At 63.7% G+C, this 15,970-nt stretch carries 15 protein-coding genes, 1 tRNA gene and 1 pseudogene; 3 read left to right on the top strand and 14 right to left on the bottom strand.

The window, feature by feature from the left end; all coding sequences use genetic code 11:
* Positions 1-30: 30 nt before the first annotated feature.
* The 7 genes from AC1DVS_RS15830 to AC1DVS_RS15860 all read right to left on the bottom strand — a co-directional run bounded on the left by AC1DVS_RS15830 (position 31) and on the right by AC1DVS_RS15860 (position 3,258).
* Complete coding sequence (locus AC1DVS_RS15830; RefSeq protein WP_478024570.1) at positions 31-471, bottom strand: SgcJ/EcaC family oxidoreductase; 441 nt, start codon at positions 469-471, stop codon at positions 31-33.
* Positions 472-584: 113 nt separating this feature from the next.
* Positions 585-725 (bottom strand): hypothetical protein, encoded by a 141-nt coding sequence (locus tag AC1DVS_RS15835; RefSeq protein ID WP_478024571.1) that lies wholly within the window; start codon positions 723-725, stop codon positions 585-587.
* Positions 726-847: 122 nt separating this feature from the next.
* Positions 848-924, bottom strand: a tRNA-Arg gene (locus tag AC1DVS_RS15840).
* Positions 925-976: 52 nt separating this feature from the next.
* Positions 977-1,420 (bottom strand): DUF1178 family protein, encoded by a 444-nt coding sequence (locus AC1DVS_RS15845; RefSeq protein ID WP_478024572.1) that lies wholly within the window; start codon positions 1,418-1,420, stop codon positions 977-979.
* A complete protein-coding gene (locus AC1DVS_RS15850) occupies positions 1,417-2,238 on the bottom strand; it encodes a carbon-nitrogen hydrolase family protein (protein ID WP_478024574.1) in 822 nt (273 codons plus the stop codon). The genes AC1DVS_RS15845 and AC1DVS_RS15850 overlap by 4 nt, the downstream gene beginning before the upstream one ends.
* Complete coding sequence (gene grxC / locus AC1DVS_RS15855; RefSeq protein WP_478024575.1) at positions 2,235-2,492, bottom strand: glutaredoxin 3; 258 nt, start codon at positions 2,490-2,492, stop codon at positions 2,235-2,237. The genes AC1DVS_RS15850 and grxC overlap by 4 nt, the downstream gene beginning before the upstream one ends.
* A 31-nt stretch (positions 2,493-2,523) precedes the next feature.
* The gene (locus AC1DVS_RS15860; RefSeq protein WP_478024576.1) at positions 2,524-3,258 is read right to left on the bottom strand and encodes a double zinc ribbon domain-containing protein; all 735 of its coding nucleotides are present in this window, start codon (positions 3,256-3,258) and stop codon (positions 2,524-2,526) included.
* Between the two features lie 43 nt (positions 3,259-3,301).
* Here AC1DVS_RS15860 and AC1DVS_RS15865 point away from each other — a divergent pair, with 43 nt between their 5' ends.
* From AC1DVS_RS15865 to AC1DVS_RS15875, 3 genes and pseudogenes are all read left to right on the top strand, one after another.
* Complete coding sequence (locus tag AC1DVS_RS15865; protein WP_478024578.1) at positions 3,302-4,171, top strand: class I SAM-dependent methyltransferase; 870 nt, start codon at positions 3,302-3,304, stop codon at positions 4,169-4,171.
* 405 nt (positions 4,172-4,576) lie between these two features.
* Positions 4,577-5,317 carry a hypothetical protein gene (locus AC1DVS_RS15870; RefSeq protein WP_478024580.1) on the top strand — a complete coding sequence of 247 codons (741 nt, stop codon included), beginning with the start codon at positions 4,577-4,579 and terminating at the stop codon, positions 5,315-5,317.
* Positions 5,318-5,380: 63 nt separating this feature from the next.
* A pseudogene (locus AC1DVS_RS15875) lies at positions 5,381-5,551 on the top strand (SAM-dependent methyltransferase); the annotation flags it as partial.
* Positions 5,552-5,869: 318 nt separating this feature from the next.
* Here the strand turns inward: AC1DVS_RS15875 and AC1DVS_RS15880 are convergent.
* The 7 genes from AC1DVS_RS15880 to AC1DVS_RS15910 all read right to left on the bottom strand — a co-directional run bounded on the left by AC1DVS_RS15880 (position 5,870) and on the right by AC1DVS_RS15910 (position 15,970).
* Positions 5,870-6,610: a DUF1223 domain-containing protein gene (locus tag AC1DVS_RS15880; protein ID WP_478024581.1), complete on the bottom strand. Its 741-nt coding sequence runs from the start codon at positions 6,608-6,610 to the stop codon at positions 5,870-5,872.
* Positions 6,607-7,557 carry a helix-turn-helix domain-containing protein gene (locus AC1DVS_RS15885; RefSeq protein ID WP_478024583.1) on the bottom strand — a complete coding sequence of 317 codons (951 nt, stop codon included), beginning with the start codon at positions 7,555-7,557 and terminating at the stop codon, positions 6,607-6,609. Before AC1DVS_RS15885 ends, AC1DVS_RS15880 begins: the two co-directional genes overlap by 4 nt.
* Positions 7,558-7,818: 261 nt before the next feature.
* Entirely contained in the window at positions 7,819-8,208 is a 390-nt protein-coding gene (locus tag AC1DVS_RS15890; protein ID WP_478024585.1) for a response regulator, read from the bottom strand.
* A 65-nt stretch (positions 8,209-8,273) separates the two neighbouring features.
* On the bottom strand, positions 8,274-10,760 hold the full coding sequence (locus tag AC1DVS_RS15895; protein WP_478024587.1) for an ATP-binding protein: 2,487 nt from the start codon (positions 10,758-10,760) through the stop codon (positions 8,274-8,276).
* Positions 10,761-10,827: 67 nt separating this feature from the next.
* Positions 10,828-12,108, bottom strand: coding sequence for an EAL domain-containing protein (locus tag AC1DVS_RS15900; protein ID WP_478024589.1), 1,281 nt, complete (start codon positions 12,106-12,108; stop codon positions 10,828-10,830).
* Between the two features lie 797 nt (positions 12,109-12,905).
* Positions 12,906-14,372, bottom strand: coding sequence for an efflux transporter outer membrane subunit (locus AC1DVS_RS15905; RefSeq protein WP_478024590.1), 1,467 nt, complete (start codon positions 14,370-14,372; stop codon positions 12,906-12,908).
* Positions 14,369-15,970, bottom strand: coding sequence for a DHA2 family efflux MFS transporter permease subunit (locus AC1DVS_RS15910; RefSeq protein WP_478024592.1), 1,602 nt, complete (start codon positions 15,968-15,970; stop codon positions 14,369-14,371). Before AC1DVS_RS15910 ends, AC1DVS_RS15905 begins: the two co-directional genes overlap by 4 nt.

The raw sequence follows: 15,970 nt of genomic DNA on the forward strand, positions 1-15,970 counted from the left end.
GGCAGATCGTCGAGCTCTGTTCCTCGTGCTTTAGCGCGGAGCGCCCGGCTCATTTCTTAATATCGCCTCTCCGGTTCGCGGGTTTGTCAAAGTCACGTTCTCGAGCGCCTTGATGCGCCACCCATCGTCGCGCCTGGTCAGCACGGCCAGGATAAGCGTGTCGATGGCATGCGGCCCCGCCGGGTGAACCGCGCCGACGGTGAGACGGCTCCAGAAGTGTATAATTGCAGCCCCGTCCGCGATCGGGATTACATCGATCACCTCATTTTCGAGTGTGGAATCGCGGTAGATCGTCTCGTGAATGGGCGCGTGCAGGGCGACGATCTCATCGACCCCGCGCACATAATGGCCGAACCGATTCACGAACGTGGCATCTTCATGGAACAATGTTCCAAGAGCCTGCATGTCGTGTCTGTTCCAGGCTGTCTGGAATGCCTCGGCTGCGTCTTCAGGTCGCGTCATGCGGATCATATCGCTTCTCGACCAGATGTGTTCCAGTCGAGCGCACGACCCAAGGGGAACCCACCCATATTGCCGTGATCTGCCGAAAAGGCCGGGCGGGTTCAATGCATCGGCGGCACTGCCTAACCGGCCAGGAGCATATAAGCCGATGCCAGCCCGGACAGCGTCAGAAGGCACAAAGCAGCGAAGGCATAGCCGGGATAGCCCTTGGCCAGGAACGCTTTCACGATCTCTACTTTCCATTTCTCTATAATCATCGTCATACCCTCACACGCCCAATAGCCGTGTTCCTGGTGGCTTGGGCCTGCCCCAATTACAGCGGATTCGTTCGACGTTGAATCAACGCGAGAGACGCCTGTCGATGGGTTCCGATTGTTCTGGCGGGTGGTGCCCCCGGCGAGATTCGAACACGCGGCCTACGGTTTAGGAAACCGTCGCTCTATCCGGCTGAGCTACGGGGGCACGCGGCGCTTGGTAGAGATTGGCCCCGCACGGGTCAATCACACCAGATCACTCAGTTGACCGCATCCGGCGGCACGATCGGGAACGGCAGCGGTGCGATCGCGACGCCCTCGTCCGCCAGCTCCTTCGCCTGCCCCAATGTCGCCTGGCCGTGGATCGGCGCTGGATCGGCATCGCCGACATGCATTGCCCGTGCGCGGTCGGCAAAGGCGCTTCCGACCCATTCCGACTTTTCGAGCGCCTTGCGCTGCGCCTGGGCAAGCGCCTGCATCGCCGCCTTCATCACCGCGGGGCTCAGCGTCTCGATGGATGCGGGGGCCTGGGCATTGCCTTTGGCAGCGATATTGGGCGCCATCACTGCCTTGCCGATATCGCTCGCGCCGCAGATCGGGCACGACAACAGCCCGCGCCCGCGCTGATCCTCGAAGGCATCGCTCGATCCGAACCAGGCCTCGAACACATGGCCGCTGGAGCACCGCAGATCGAAGACGATCATAACGCCGCTACGGCCGGGATCGCGCGGCGATGCGCCAGGACCGGGATGCGCGCCCGGACGTCGTCGATCCGCGCCGGATCGATCTCGGCAAAACCCACGCCGGCCGCCTCGGCCATGTCGAGCAGAACCTCGCCCCAGGGGTCGATCACCAGGGAATGTCCATAGGTTGCGCGGCCGTCCTCATGCACGCCGGTCTGTGCCGCCGCGACGACAAAGGCACCTGCCTCGATCGCCCGGGCGCGGAGCAGGATATGCCAGTGCGCGGCGCCCGTCGGCTGGGTGAAGGCGGCGGGAACCGCGAGGATGGTCGCGCCGGCGTCGCTCAGCGCTCGGAACAGGTCGGGGAAGCGCAGATCATAGCAGATCGCGAGGCCGAGCCCGCCCGCCGGCGTTGCCACCACCACCGCGCCCTGGCCAGGTGCATAGGAGGCGGATTCGCGCCAGCTCTCGCCGGTCGGCAGATCGACGTCGAACAGATGGAGCTTGTCGTAGCGGGCGCGGATATTGCCCTCGGCGTCGATCACGAAGCCGCGATTGGCGAGCTTGCCGCCCTCCTCCTTCACCGCGAGCGAGCCGAGATGGACCCAGATGCCGTGCGTCGCCGCCGCCTCGCGGACCGCCGCCAGAACGGGATCGTCGGCCTCGGCGAACAGCGAGCTCGCCGCGCGCGCCTTGTCGCGATCGAGCAGGCCGGACATTTCCGGGGTGAAGAGCATCGTCGCGCCGCCGGCGGCCGCCTCGGCGATCGCGTCGGTGATTACCCGGGCATTGGCGGCGGGGTCGATCCCGCTCGTCATCTGGAGCAGCGCGATCTTCATGCGGTGAGCAGCGCGTCCAGCTTGCCCTCCCGATCGAGCGCTGCAAGATCGTCCGAGCCGCCGATATGCTTCCCGTCGATGAAGATCTGCGGCACGGTGCTGCGTCCGCCGGCGCGATCGAGCATCTCGACGCGTTTCGGCCCGCCCATGCTGATGTCGAATTCCTCGACTTCGACGCCCTTGGCATCGAGCAGGCGCATCGCCCGCGTGCAATAGGGGCAAAAGGCTTTGGTGTAGATTTCGATCTTGGCCATTGCCCAGAAATGTGGGGCGTGCCCCCGCTTGTCAATCGTTCGCGGCTGGATCGAGCACACGCGCCCAGCACAGGATCACCACACTCGCCGCGCCGGCGCGGAGCAGGATGCGGGTGCAGGCGTCGGTCGTGGCGCCGCTGGTGTGGATATCGTCGATCAACACCACCGCCTTGCCGCGCAGCTTTTCCCGGGCATCGGGGCTGATGAAGAAGGCGCCGGCGACCGCTCTCGCCCGCGCCCGAGCGCCCATCGCGCGCAGGAACGGTGTCGCCCGCACCCGGCGCAGCAGCAGCGGATCGTTCGGCACACCGGTCGCCCGGGTCAGCGCTCGGGCGATCAGCGCGGCCTGGTTGAAGCCGCGCGACCAGATTCGCCAGCGGTGGAGCGGCACCGGGATCAGCAGATCGGCGTGCTCCGGCATCAGCCGCACCATCTGTCGCGCGACCGTCTCGGCAAAGGCGGTGCGGCCGCCATATTTGAGCCTGAGCGCGACCGTCCTCGCCACATCGCCATAAGCCACGGCCGCGCGCACCCCGGCATGGCGCGGGCGCTTGCCATGGCATGTGGCGCAGAGTGCGTCGGGGCCACGATCATAAGCGAAGGGCACATGGCAGGCCGCGCACCAGGGCGGCGCCAGAAAGCGCAGCTCGTTCCAGCAGGCCGCGCAAAACMGGTGGTCGTCGCCAGTGACAGCGCCACAGCCCGGGCAGCGCGGCGGCAGCGCGAGATCGGCGGCAAAACGCAAAGGAGCGAGCAAGCGCGCCACACGCCCTTGTCGCGCCGCGCATCCGGCGGCACAAGCCCGCGCGATGAGCGTTCCAGATATCTTCGATCGTGCAGCCCGCCGCCTGCGCCGCGACCGCGCCGCCGCGACGTTCGCCGAGCATGATTTCCTTCGCGCGGCGATGCTGGACGGCATTCAGGACCGGCTCGACACCGTCACCCGCAGCTTCGAGGATGTGCTCGATCTCGGCTGCTTCGACGGCGCGTTCCAACCGCCATCCGGCGCCCGGATCACACGCTGCGATGCCGGCGCCGTGTTTGCTAAGGCGGCGAGCGGCATTCAGGCGGATGAGGACAACCTCCCCTTCCCGGCCGGCGCCTTCGACCTGGTCGTCTCGGCCGGCGTGCTCGACAGCGTCAATGATCTGCCCGGTGCACTGACCCTGATCCGGCGCGCGTTGCGCCCCGACGGCCTGTTCCTCGCCGCCTTTACCGGGGCCGGCACGCTCGCGACCCTGCGCGGGGTGCTCCGCGAGGCAGAAGCCGATCGCCCCGCCGCTCGCATCCACCCCCAGATCGACGTCCGCTCGGCCGGCGACCTGCTCGTCCGCGCCGGCTTCGCGCTGCCGGTTGCGGACGTTGAGTCCCTCACGGTGCGCTACGGTGCGCTCGGCAGGTTGCTGGGCGACCTGCGCGGCATGGCTGCTACCAACCTGCTGGTCGGCCGCACTCCGCTCCGCCGCGACACCTTGGCCCGGGCGGCAACGCTGTTCGCGGACCGTGCCGATCCGGACGGCCGCACGGCGGAACGCTTCGAGCTTGTCTTCCTGACCGGCTGGGCGCCGGCCCCGTCACAGCCCCAGCCAGCCCGCCGCGGCAGCGCCACCGCGTCGCTGACGGAAGCGCTCAAACGCCCGGGCGGAAACCAGGCCGAACAGGCACCCGGCGACGGCTGACGGAGGCGCCTCGCTTTCGGAAAGAAGCGGGGATTTGCTGGCTGTTCCTGGCTGTTCCAGGGTAATCATTTTTTCGCTGGCTGTTATTTGAAAGCCGATGTCAGATTTGTGTATTAATTTCAGATGCTTGTGGCGTTCTGGCTGTTTTCGAATAACAGCCAGCTATCAGCCAGCATAACAGCCAGCGAACAGCCGACATGCTGGCTGTTCCGGCGATTATCAGCCAGCCAATTGTGCAATGCGATTCAAGCTGAGAAAGAGCAGGGCCGCGCCTCGGGAGTCTCGGTCCGATCGCGATCTGCCGGACTCCGCCGTCGTGTTGAATCGAGGCGCGCCGGTAACGGAACGACGATCGCCTGGCGGTAGAGATCCCACGCTCGGGTACACGCCAGAAACACAACCTGATTGGCGGTTATTGCCCGTGACACCTTCGTGCTTTTTCTATCTGGTCTTCACCCAGCTGCATCAGAACTCGACAATGCGAGTGTCTTGGGGGCGTTTATGTCAGAAGATTCATGGCGGGAACAATGGCGATCGCAGGGCGGCGATTTGCCAAACATGGATCGCTGCCCGAGCTGCTACAGCGAAATGCCGGCCCTCGCGAGCAAGTGTTTGAAATGCTCCCGCGAGCGCCGGTGGGATTTTAAAGTGACAGCCGGAATGACTACGGTTTTAAGTCTTTTGATTGCCCTTCTCAGTGTAGCGTCAACATCGATACCCATATTGACGCCGTTCATGAGCCCCAAAGACACCGCACCGCATATAGCCTTTCTGGGCGCGAGCCCGGATGGTACTGTGGATTATAGCGCGCTTAACAGTGGCCGTGAAATAACTGTTCTTTCGCATGGCACTATATCCATAAGGAGCGCCGAGGGAGAAACATTAACTCTCGCTATCAGATTCCCGAAACTTGAAAACAAAGATGAGTTTCGAACGTTCAAGTGGAACGATATTAAAACGGTTACCGGGCGACCGGCGTATCCCCAAAATCTCTCCGTTTCGACATTTTCGCGAATGATCCATCAGAAGGGATCCAGGTGTTTGGCGACGCTGATTTTTTTCAGCATTAGCGGCGACCATGCCTCAGATGAACCGTTCGACTGCGTCAAGCTCGAACCGTTGGCGGGCTCCACACGATCGCGGTGATAGTGCACTGATCTGCGCGATGGTTGTCGGAAACGGGCTGCGTTAGGAGTTAAGTGCACCGACCGCGCCGATCCGGACGGCCGTACGGCGGAACGCTTCTAGCTCATCTTCCTGACCGGCTGGGCGCCGGCCCCGTCACAGCCCCAGCCAGCCCGCCGCGGCAGCGCCACCGCCTCGCTGACAGAGGCGCTCAGAGTCCCGCGCAAGAGCCAGGACGACGCAGGCCACGGCTAAGACGAATTTCCCTGTTATCGGCGGCGGAACAGGGAAATTTCTTTTTTTTCTTGATGCCGTCTCGACTGCATTTTTGATATTTATCATTATTTTACAATATGTTGAGCAAATCCTCTTCAGATTTGACCGCCCTGGAACAGGGAATAACAGGGAATTATCAGGGAAATTGCGCCGCCAGGCCGCACCGTGCCGGTGGAGGAGACCGTTCAATATGCCGACGATGAGAAGGAGCCATCGGGCCTCTGCACTGTCCCGTGCGCAATCTATGACCGATCAGGCGATGCAGTTGAATCGGCACCCCGGCCGGAGATGGGGCTTCTAAAGCCGGCTCGCCGCAACGATCCGGCCGCCTTTGCCTTCCTGAACCAGGATCGCGCTGAGATAATGCGGGTCTGCAGCCGCCGGAACGGCAAAGCTCGTCTGCGCACCGCTCCAGGTGCCGAGCGCATCGAGCGAGCGGACGATGTTTCGGTGCGGCAGGGTCTTTCCGCCATTCTCGCCGGCCCGTATCGAAACGGCGATCGTCCGCGGGTCATAGCGGATCAGCCACACCGTCGCGGCCTTGCGCGCAGCCGCTTTGCCGATGACGACCTGCGACCCCGTCCGTGCAATCGACGGCCCGTCCGCTCCGCGGGCGTTGGCGCGGATCGCGGCGGCGAGCTGCGCCGCATTGCTGCCAACCACCTCGCCGCGGCCGTTGATGATCACCTGCGGCGTCGCGACTTCGTTTCGCCCTCCGGCATGGGCATAGTCCCATTGGCGGGCAGTGAAGGCGGGCTGGCCGAAACTGTCTTTCCAGCCGAGCTGATCCCAATAGGTGACCGCAAAGCTCAGTGCGAGGATATCGGGTCGCCCGGCGATCGCGTTCACATTGGCATCGGCGGGCGGGCAGCTCGAACAGCCCTGGCTCTGATAGAGCTCGACCACTGCGGGATGCGCCGCATCGGCATTGGTGACAAAGGCGGGTTCGGCGGCGGACGCCATGCTTCCGCTACTGGCAGAGCTGCCGCAGGATGCGATGGCGAGGCTGGAAAGCGTCAGCACAGCGAGCGTCTTCATGGTCGATCTCCAACGGATAGTGTTTTGTCCTGCGCCCCCTCGCGAAAACGGCTTGGATCAGCGCCATAGGCCGATGCGAAGGCGCGGCTGAAATGGCTGCGGCTGGCAAAACCGATGCTCGCGGCGATCAGCTTGACCGGCATTCTCGTCGATCGCAGCAGTTCAGCGCCGTGGTGCAGCCGGGTGCGCGCAACAAAGGCCATCGGGCTCATCGCCAGATTATGCGAGAACTCGCGAGCAAAGGCGGATCGGCTCATCCCTGCGATACAGGCAAGGCTCGCGACGCTGTGCGGCGCAGCCGGCTTGTCGAGCACCGCTGCGACGGCTTTCCCGAGCCGCGGATCGCGCAGGCTGCTGAGCACGCCGAAATCATGGCCGCTGCCCGCAAAGTGTCGGCGGAGCAGCATCACCACGCACGCCTTCATCAGCGCAGCGATCAGAGCGCGAGACCCAAGCGTCGGTGCGCTGATCTCGTCGAGCATCAGCGCAAAGCCCTGGCGGACGATCGGCACGTCGCTCAGCTCCTCGACGATCGGCCGCGTCACCGCATCGAGCAGGCCGAACGACCCGGAGATGCTCGCCATGATCAGCCCGCACACCACGCGCAGATCGGCCGCGCCTACACCGGCGGTGGCGTCGAACATCATCATCCCCTCGCGGGTCATGGTGCAATGCTCGGCGGCGCTCACATCGCGCGCCGGCTGGTCATCGGCCGCCATGGTCTGGGCGAGGCCGGGTGGAATCAGCACCACGCTGCCCGGTCCGCAGACGATCGGCGACTGGCCTGGCACCATCAGATGCATCGTGCCCGAGAGCACATAATGGACTTCGATCGCGGGGCTCGGCCCACCGACAAGCTGGAGGCCTTTGCTGACTTCGCAGATCGCAAACGCCTCAACCACCACGTCCATGGTGGCGAGGAGATGGTCGAGAATGGGTTCGGTCACCGCGTCCTCCATGGGGTCGCGAGGCTCTATGCGCCTGTCGAACCCGATTGAGAACAAGGGGATTGAACAATGGCCCCGCCCCGCACCGCTGCGGGACGATAAGGCACGTGCACCTGTTTCGGAATGCGCCTTTGGCGCATTGCGGCACCAGCCCGCTCCCCCACCCGACCTCCCAATCAGGATATTCTATGGGAGGTCGGGTGGGGGAGCGGGCTGGTGCCGCCTTCGAAATGCGCTTCTCGCGCATTTCCAAACGGGCTCCTAGCCGATCATTCCGTCGCCCGAGCCCTTGGTGAGCATCCGCCCGATGGCGTCGAACAGCGAATCCATCGCGACCGGCTTGAACAGCACCTCGTCGGCGCCTTCGGTCAGGCAGCGCTCGCGCAGATCGATCGCGGTATCGGCTGTGACGACGATGATCGGCAGGCTGCCCTTGGCATCGCCGCGCGCGCGGATGCGGCGGATCGCCTCGAGCCCGTCCATGCCGGGCATCCGCAGATCGACCAGGATCATGTCGAAATCCTGCTCCTCGACCAGCTTGAGGCCGAGCTCGGCGCTTTCGGCGCCGGTCATCGACGCGCCGGCGACATCGAGCATATCCTTCACGACCCGACGATTCATCGGATCATCCTCGATGAAAAGGACGTTCATGGCGTGGACACCAAGGGGCAGGCGGGCTGGGCATGAGACAGGTTCATTTCCGACATCCTATCTGATCATGCCGCTTGCGTTACAAGATGGTTGGTTGGGTGCATGTCATTTTTGTCCGATGGATAGAGGGTTTCGGCAAGCGCCACGCCGGCAATCGGCTTGGCGATAACCAGATTGATGCCTGATGCCAGGAAAACGGCGCGCTGATCGTCATCGGGCGTCAGCCAGAGCAGGGCTGAAGCGATACCCGCAGCACCTGCCGCCGCGGCCAGCGTGGCAAGTGCAGCCGGCACATCGTCACTGGCCTTGATCGTCGCGTCGTCGACCAGCAGCTGGCCAATCCCGCCCGCCCCGATCAGCCCGACCGCCTCATCGACTGAACCGGCGAACAGCACCGTGCCAGCGCGAGCCTCGAGCACGGCACGCAGCATGCTGCGCGTGATCGGGTTGCGATCGAGGATGAGCAGGGCAGATGGCCGAGCCTGGTTCTCACCCCCCTCGGGCGCCGCTTCGGCCCGCACGAGCGGCAACTCCAGGGTGAAAGCCGCCCCTTTTCCCGTCTCGCTGCGAACCGTCACATCGCCGTCCATCGCCCGCGCCAGATTGCGGCAGATCGTCAGCCCAAGCCCGGTGCCGCCGAACTTCCGGGTGGTACCGGCGTCGACCTGGCGGAAGGATTCGAAGATGACCTCATGCTTGTCGGATGGGATGCCGATCCCGGTATCGCTTACTTCAATCGCCAATCTCGGATGCTCGACATCCTCTTCAATCGCGCTGGCGCGCACGGTGATCGATCCATTTTCAATGAACTTCAGCGCATTGGAGAGTAGGTTGAAGATAATCTGGCGCAATCGGGCAGCGTCGCCCTCGATCCGCTCCGGGCAATCCGCGAGATCAAGCGTGAAGCCGATGCCGCGCGAACGCGCCTGCTCCTCCCACATCCGCGAGACGTCGCGCAGCGTCGCCTTCAGGTCGAAGGACACATGCTCGATCGTCATGTTGCCGGTTTCCATCTTCGCAACATCGAGAATGTCGTCGACCAGGGCGCGCATACTCACGCCGGCACCGTGCACCACCTCGATCCGGTCGCGCGTGCCGGCGTCCAGCGCGCGGTCGGCGAGCATCACCTGAGTCATGCCCAGGATGCCGTTCAGCGGCGTGCGGATCTCGTGGCTGGTGGTCGCCAGGAATTCCGTCTTCGCCGCGAGCGCCTTGCCAAGGGCCGTGTTGGTCGCGGCGAGATCGATATTCGCGGCGCGCACTTCGTTGCGGCTGCGCCGGATCGTGATGAGGCCGAAAGTGAGCAGGACGACGACGACGACGGTGGCAATGGCAAGCAACATGAAGATCAGGCGCTGAGTCCGCGCGCGGGCGACCTCGTCGGCGATATTGCGCTGCAGCTCATCAGCCTTGAGCTTGGCGATCTTCAGTTCCTGGTTAGCGAAATCGAACCGTGCAGCAGCCAAGGCGGTGTTGGTCGAGGCAGCGAGCGTCGATGTCTGGTCGTCCAGCCGCTTCAGCGCCTCGAGATGGATCAGCGCCCGCTTCTGGTCCCCCATTCGCTTGAACAGATCATAGGCGGTCTGGTGCGCCTCACGGAAGGACAAGGTGGTCTGACCGAGATTCACGCCGTGGAAGCTGCGGTCGATCAGCGCCTCCGCGCGGGCAAACTGGCCACGTTGCAACGCGGCCTGAGCGGCCACGCTCCAGTCCTGTTCGCCGGTGCCCGTTATATCGGTGCGGCTGGTGATCGCCGCGGCCTCGGCGATGGCATGATCGGCCGCGTCGAGCTTGCCGATTGCAAGGTCAACCCGGGCAATGTTGCGTAGCACGAGCACTTCCAGTGTCGTGCTTTGCATCGAGCGCGACAGCGCGAGAGCCTCACGAAACTGTCCTTCGGCTTCAGCGAAGCGCTTGAGCTCCTTCAGGCAGACGCCGCGGTTGTTCGCATTGGTGAAGGCAAGCGAGGGGTCGCCACGATAGACCTCACCTGCCTGCTTGTAATATTTGAGCGCGTTTTCATAATCTTCCGCCTCCTGATAGAGCAAGGCGATGCTCTGGAGCGCGACGGCGCGGCTGCGCGTCTCACCGATCTGGTTGAAGATGGTGTGTGCCCGCTGATAATCATTCAGTGCGGCCGCCACATCTGCGGTCATGGTATGCAGGCCGCCGCGAGATAACAGCAGATCGCCATTCAATTTGGTCGGCGGCCCACCCTTGGATACCGCGGCGAGCGCGCTCTCGATCAGCGATTTGGCATGAGTCACATCGTTGAGACGAAGATAGGCTTCGCCCTGGAGCCACTGTGCCGTTGCAATTCCGACGGTTCGCTGGCGCCCTGCCATTTCCCGGGCCGCAACCTCAGCCTCCCTCGCCTTGACGATGGTTTTCGCGGGGTCGACCAGCATCGTCGCCTTGGCGTCTGCCACCATTCGATCGAAACGCGTTCCCGGGTCGGTCGCAGCGGCATAAGCCGGCATTCCAACAGCCGTCAGCATCGCCAGCAAGAGCAGCGCCGCGGCAAAGACTGCGCGAAGATGAGGAGCTCTCATTACAGGCGACAGTGCCAAAAACATCTTAAATCCGCGCTAAGGTAACAGGTGCAACGACCTCGACTGCTCAGCCGCTCTTCCAGAAGCTCGCCGGACGACGGAACATCGCATGCGGCTGCTCCTCCGGTGCGCGCGCCTTGTCGTCGCGCAGGAACTGGCGGAACGCATCGATCGAAACCGGCCGGCTGATCAGATAGCCCTGCACCATGTCACAGCCCATCACGCTCAGCAGCGCCATCGCCGCCTGGGTTTCGACACCCTCGGCGGTCACCTCCATCTCGAGCGCATGGGCTAGATCGATCGTGGAGCGTACGATCAGCGGGTCGCGGTTACTGCTGGTGAGCTGCAGAACGAACATCTTGTCGATCTTCAATTCACGCGCCGGCAGTTGCTTGAGATAGGCGAGCGAAGAAAGGCCAGCGCCGTAATCGTCGATCGCGATCGGTATCCCGACATCGGCGAAGACCTGCAGATTGGCGATTGCACTCTCTGGATCGCGGATCACCGAGGTCTCGGTGATCTCAAGCCCGATCCTGACACCGCTTTCGAGCACCTTCGCGCACATCTGCTTCACGAACCCGGCGTCGGCCAGCAACTGCCCGGAAATATTGATGAAGATGGTGAGATCATTGCCATCGCCGGCAATCAGCTGCTGGTCGATGATCACCTGATCGAGCGTCCAGAGCGTCAGCGCAGCGATTTCACGCGACTCTTCTGCGATCGTTATGAAATCGCCCGGCAGGATCAGGCCTCGGGTCGGGTGCTGCCAGCGTACGAGCGCCTCGGCACTTGCAATCTCCTGGCGGCGGACATGGACCTTGGGCTGATATTGCAGGAACATCTCGCCGTTCGCGATGGCGTCCGGGAGTTCGCGCGTCAGCGTCAGCCGATCGAATGCCGGCGTGCCGGCCGAGAGATCGCGAATGACCGCATGGGCATCGGTCCGCGCCTGATCGAGTGCGCTTTCGGCTTCCTCGGCCAGCCGCACATCCTCAGCATCGACCGTCGGCGCGGCGGCCGCGCCGAAGCGCATCTCAAGCCGGTGCATCTCCCCGTCAATGTCGAGCGGAAGTTCGAAATCGGCGGTCAGGCAACCTAGCGCAGCGGCTAGATCTCCCAGCGAGTCTCCTTCGAATGACACTTCGATGAGCGTTCGGCCGACGATCGATATCCGCGCATCGCCAAGGCTGGCATTGATGCGAGCACTCACATCGATCGGCAGCTGGTCGGCGCGCGCCCGACCGAGATGGCGGCGCAGCGCGGAGAAATTGGCGATCTCGGCGAGGCACAGGAACTGCCAGAGCTTGGGCAAGGGCAGCCGGGTGCCATCGCCCAATGTGTAGGACATGGCTTGATGCGCCCGTAGCTGCCTCTCCAAATCGACGATGCTGGCAGAGGGCACCTCTCCGCTTGGCGAAGCGACCCCGGACCCACCCGGTTCGGGAAGATCGGCAGGCGTGGCTGACGCCAGAAGCGGCTCGCCGCTTTGCGTTGGGTCCGCTTCGGGACGGGATTTCCGCAGAGCGCGCATCATCGATGTCGGCGGTAGCAGGCGGCGCTGAACGAACTCTTAAACGCAGCTCGTTTGACCTACGTAATAACCGCAAAGCCCGGGAATCCGATTGCTTTATCGTTAATTTTCTCTTAACAATTTGCCGTACTCAACTGAGTGCAACAAGGGAGAAAAATACGTGCTTAGCTTCATCATTGCGCTGATTTACGGCGAGGGCGTTCGCCCCTGGTAAGCCAGTCCATCGACCCGATACTCGGCATAATATCTTTGCTTTAGAGCAGCTTGTGCCGAGATCGGGTCGAAACTGCCATTTCGCGCCGCGCGACACTCGAGTGGTGATCCGCGCCTGAACGGCGCCCTTCAAACCATCTAAAAATCCACGCGAAAGAGCGTAGCCGGCACTCCTGAGTGCTGCTCATCTGTGCAAATAAATACGACCATAATGGTGCTTATTTGATAGCGATGCCTATCGAATTGTCCCATTTTGGGATCGCTGTCTGAGCCCACGCACAGACACTCAAATGTGGGCGCCGGCGGCACCCTACCTCACCTCACCAAAACCCTACCTCCCGACGCACGTCAGCTGTGCGGTGAACCCGCAATCGCGCTCGTGCGGATCAGCCCGACTGGGCTTAATCCTCTTGCCAGCCGCCGCCGATTGCCTTGAACAGCGCAGCGGTGTCCTGCCGCAACTGGGCATCGCTCGCCGCGACCTGTTCGCGCGCGCTCAGCACCTGGTTTTCAGCGTTGAGGAGCGAATCCTGCGCGACAAAGCCGGTCCGATACTGCGCCTCGACTGCGTGCGCTGTGCTTTCGGCATCCGCCACCGCGCGCTTGAGCGCAGCATTGCGCCGCCGCTCGGCATCAATCCGGGCGAGAGGATCCTCGACATCGCGGAGCGCTCCGAGCACCGTCGCGCGATATTGTGCATAGGCCTGTTCGCGCTGTTCCTTCCGCACGTTTACCGTCGCCTTGCGCCGGCCCCAGTCGAGCAGCGGGAAGCTGACCCCGCCGGTGCCGCTCAATTGCAGGCTGTCGCCAGTGAACAGATTGCCGAGAGACGTCGAGATCAGCTGCGCCGCGCCGGTGAGGGAGAATTTCGGGTAGAGGTCCGAAACCGCCACGCCGATATCGGCCGTGGATGCCGCCAGCTGGCGTTCGGCGGCACGGATGTCGGGCCGCCGCCTGAGCAGGTCCGACGGCAAGCCCGCGGGAACCACGGGCAACACCGCGAGGGGCTGCGCGGGCGCTGAAAGCTCGGCATCGAGCGCCTCGGGTGGCTGGCCGATCAGGATCCCGAGCGCGTGGACCCGCATCCGCGCATCGGCACGGATCGGCTCCAGCCGCGCTTCGAGTGCGGTAAGCGTCCCGCGCTGGCGTGTTACATCGATGTTTGGGACGAGCCCAACCTTTGCGCTGTTCTCCGCGATCTCGAGCGCGCGGCGTTCGCGCACCAGTTCCTGCTCAATGATCCCAACCTGCTCCTGATCGAGCCGCAGCGCGAAATAGGCCTGAGCGACCTCGGCCGCGAGCGTTACCGCGGCATCGCGGCGCGTCCATATCGCGGCATCGGTCCGCGCCACCGACGCTTCGACACCGCGCCGGTCACCGCCGAACAGATCGAGCTCCCAGCTCGCATCGAAGCCGAGTGCATATGTGGTGATCCCGCTCCCGGGCAGCGCGACACCACTCGGGGTGCTCGATCCGCCGCCCGACCCGCCCGAGAACAACCGCGCGAGGGACGAGAAGCCCGCGTTCTTGCTGAATTCGACATGGTTGACGTCGGCAGCCGCATTCACCGTCGGCTTGCCGGCCGCGCGCGCGCCGATCTCCTGCAACCGCGCCTGGCGAACCCGCGATACGGCGACCGCGATATCGGGATTGTCCTTCAGCGCGCGCTCGACCAGCGCGTCGAGCTGCGGATCGCCGAACGCCGACCACCAGCGCGCCGGATCGACCGCCGCGCCGGGCACGCCGGCTTGCGGTTCGCCATAAGCTGGCGGCACCGGCGTTTCGGGCGGATGATAGTCCGGCCCGACGGTGCAGGCGCCGACAAGCAGGGCCGCGCCAAGCGCGATCGATGTGCGTTTCCAGATCAATGTGCCATGCCTCCGCCGCCGCCAGATTTTGACGGGCTCATCAGGAATACGAGCGGCGCCACGACCAGCACCAGGATCATCAGTTGGCGATACACATCGAGAAAGGCGAGCATCGCCGCCTGACGCTGAACCTGGCTGTAAAGCACCGCGAGTGGCGTGGTTACCGCGTCTCCCACGCCGGCGAACGCACCCTGCGCCTTCGCCAGCCAGTCATTATAGCGCGGATCAAGAGGGTTGAGGTGCTCGACCAGCGTTGATTGCCGGATCTGCAGGTTCGATGCGAGCAGCGTCTGGGCCGACGAGATGCCGATCGTTCCGCCAAGGTTGCGCGCGACGTTCAACAGGCTCGATGCCTGCGCCGTCTTGTTCTGGGGAATTCCTGCATAAGCGGCCGTGCTGATCGGCACGAACAGGAAGGGCAAAGCAGCGGCCTGATAAAGTCGTGCGATCGCCGCGTCGGCAAACGAGATATCGGCGGTCAGATGCGACATGTTCCAGAGCGCGAAAGCCTGCACCAGCAGCGCCGGAAAGATCAGCAATCGCACATCCACGACGCCGGACAGCCGGCCGGCAAAGGGCACCATCACCAGCGTCGCCAGCCCGCCGGCGGTCAGCGCAAGCCCAGCTTCGAACGAGCTGTAGCCCATCACCTGTTGCAGCATCTGCGGGATCAACTGTGTGGTGCCGAACAGGATCAGGCCGGTCAGGCCCATCACGAGCAGGGTCACCGAGAAATTGCGGCTCTTGAGCAGCTTGAGATCGACAACCGGCGCGTCATGGTTGAGCTCCCAGATGACGAGGCCGATCAGCGAAATGACTGCGATCGCTGCCGTCATGATGATAAGGCCGCTGGAGAACCAGTCCTCTCGCTCGCCGCGATCAAGGGTGAATTCGAGGAAACCCAGGCCAAACGCGATCAGGATGACGCCGATATAGTCGATCCGCAGGCCCCGTTTGAGCAGCTCGGCGCGATCGTCCTTGATGGCCTTTGGTTCATCAACGAAGATGCTGGCGAGGAAGAAGGAAGCGATTCCGATCGGGACGTTGATCAGGAACACCCAGTGCCAGCTCCAGGATTCAGTGATGTAGCCGCCGAGCGTTGGCCCGAGCACTGGCCCCACCACGACCACGATGGCGAACGCCGCAAAGGCCATGCCACGCTGCCGGGGCGGAAAGGTATCGGCGAGCATCGACTGTTCGACCGGCGCCAGTCCGCCGCCGCCAATGCCCTGGAACACACGCGCGATGACGAGGGTCGAAAGGTTCGGCGCCAGCCCGCACATCAGTGACGAGAGCGTGAACAGCGCGATCGAGATCATGAAATAGCGCTTCCGCCCGATCGCATCGGACAGCCAGCCGCTGATCGGGATGATGATCGCGTTGGCGACGAGGTAGCTGGTCAGCACCCATGTCGCCTGATCGGTCGTGATCGAGAGCCCACCTGCGATATGATCAAGCGAGACGTTCGCGATCGAGGTGTCGAGCACCTCCATGAAGGTGGGGATGCTGATGATCCCGACCAGCAGCCAAGGGCTGTAAGGGCCCGCGGCGGAGCGGCTCGGGCTCCAGTCTCCCGCCGCGGCTGCGGCGCTGGCCAT

The sequence above is a fragment of the Sphingomonas sp. P3_C5 genome, from assembly GCF_056402635.1.

What these genes read in the sequence shown, in the direction of transcription:
- AC1DVS_RS15910 (WP_478024592.1), bottom strand. Translation starts at nt 15,970, where the DNA reads ATGGCCAGCGCCGCAGCCGCGGCGGGAGACTGGAGCCCGAGCCGCTCC.
- grxC (WP_478024575.1), bottom strand. Translation starts at nt 2,492, where the DNA reads ATGGCCAAGATCGAAATCTACACCAAAGCCTTTTGCCCCTATTGCACG.
- AC1DVS_RS15890 (WP_478024585.1), bottom strand. Translation starts at nt 8,208, where the DNA reads ATGAACGTCCTTTTCATCGAGGATGATCCGATGAATCGTCGGGTCGTG.
- AC1DVS_RS15850 (WP_478024574.1), bottom strand. Translation starts at nt 2,238, where the DNA reads ATGAAGATCGCGCTGCTCCAGATGACGAGCGGGATCGACCCCGCCGCC.
- AC1DVS_RS15895 (WP_478024587.1), bottom strand. Translation starts at nt 10,760, where the DNA reads ATGAGAGCTCCTCATCTTCGCGCAGTCTTTGCCGCGGCGCTGCTCTTG.
- AC1DVS_RS15830 (WP_478024570.1), bottom strand. Translation starts at nt 471, where the DNA reads ATGATCCGCATGACGCGACCTGAAGACGCAGCCGAGGCATTCCAGACA.
- AC1DVS_RS15835 (WP_478024571.1), bottom strand. Translation starts at nt 725, where the DNA reads ATGACGATGATTATAGAGAAATGGAAAGTAGAGATCGTGAAAGCGTTC.
- AC1DVS_RS15845 (WP_478024572.1), bottom strand. Translation starts at nt 1,420, where the DNA reads ATGATCGTCTTCGATCTGCGGTGCTCCAGCGGCCATGTGTTCGAGGCC.
- AC1DVS_RS15900 (WP_478024589.1), bottom strand. Translation starts at nt 12,108, where the DNA reads ATGTCCTACACATTGGGCGATGGCACCCGGCTGCCCTTGCCCAAGCTC.
- AC1DVS_RS15880 (WP_478024581.1), bottom strand. Translation starts at nt 6,610, where the DNA reads ATGAAGACGCTCGCTGTGCTGACGCTTTCCAGCCTCGCCATCGCATCC.
- AC1DVS_RS15865 (WP_478024578.1), top strand. Translation starts at nt 3,302, where the DNA reads ATGAGCGTTCCAGATATCTTCGATCGTGCAGCCCGCCGCCTGCGCCGC.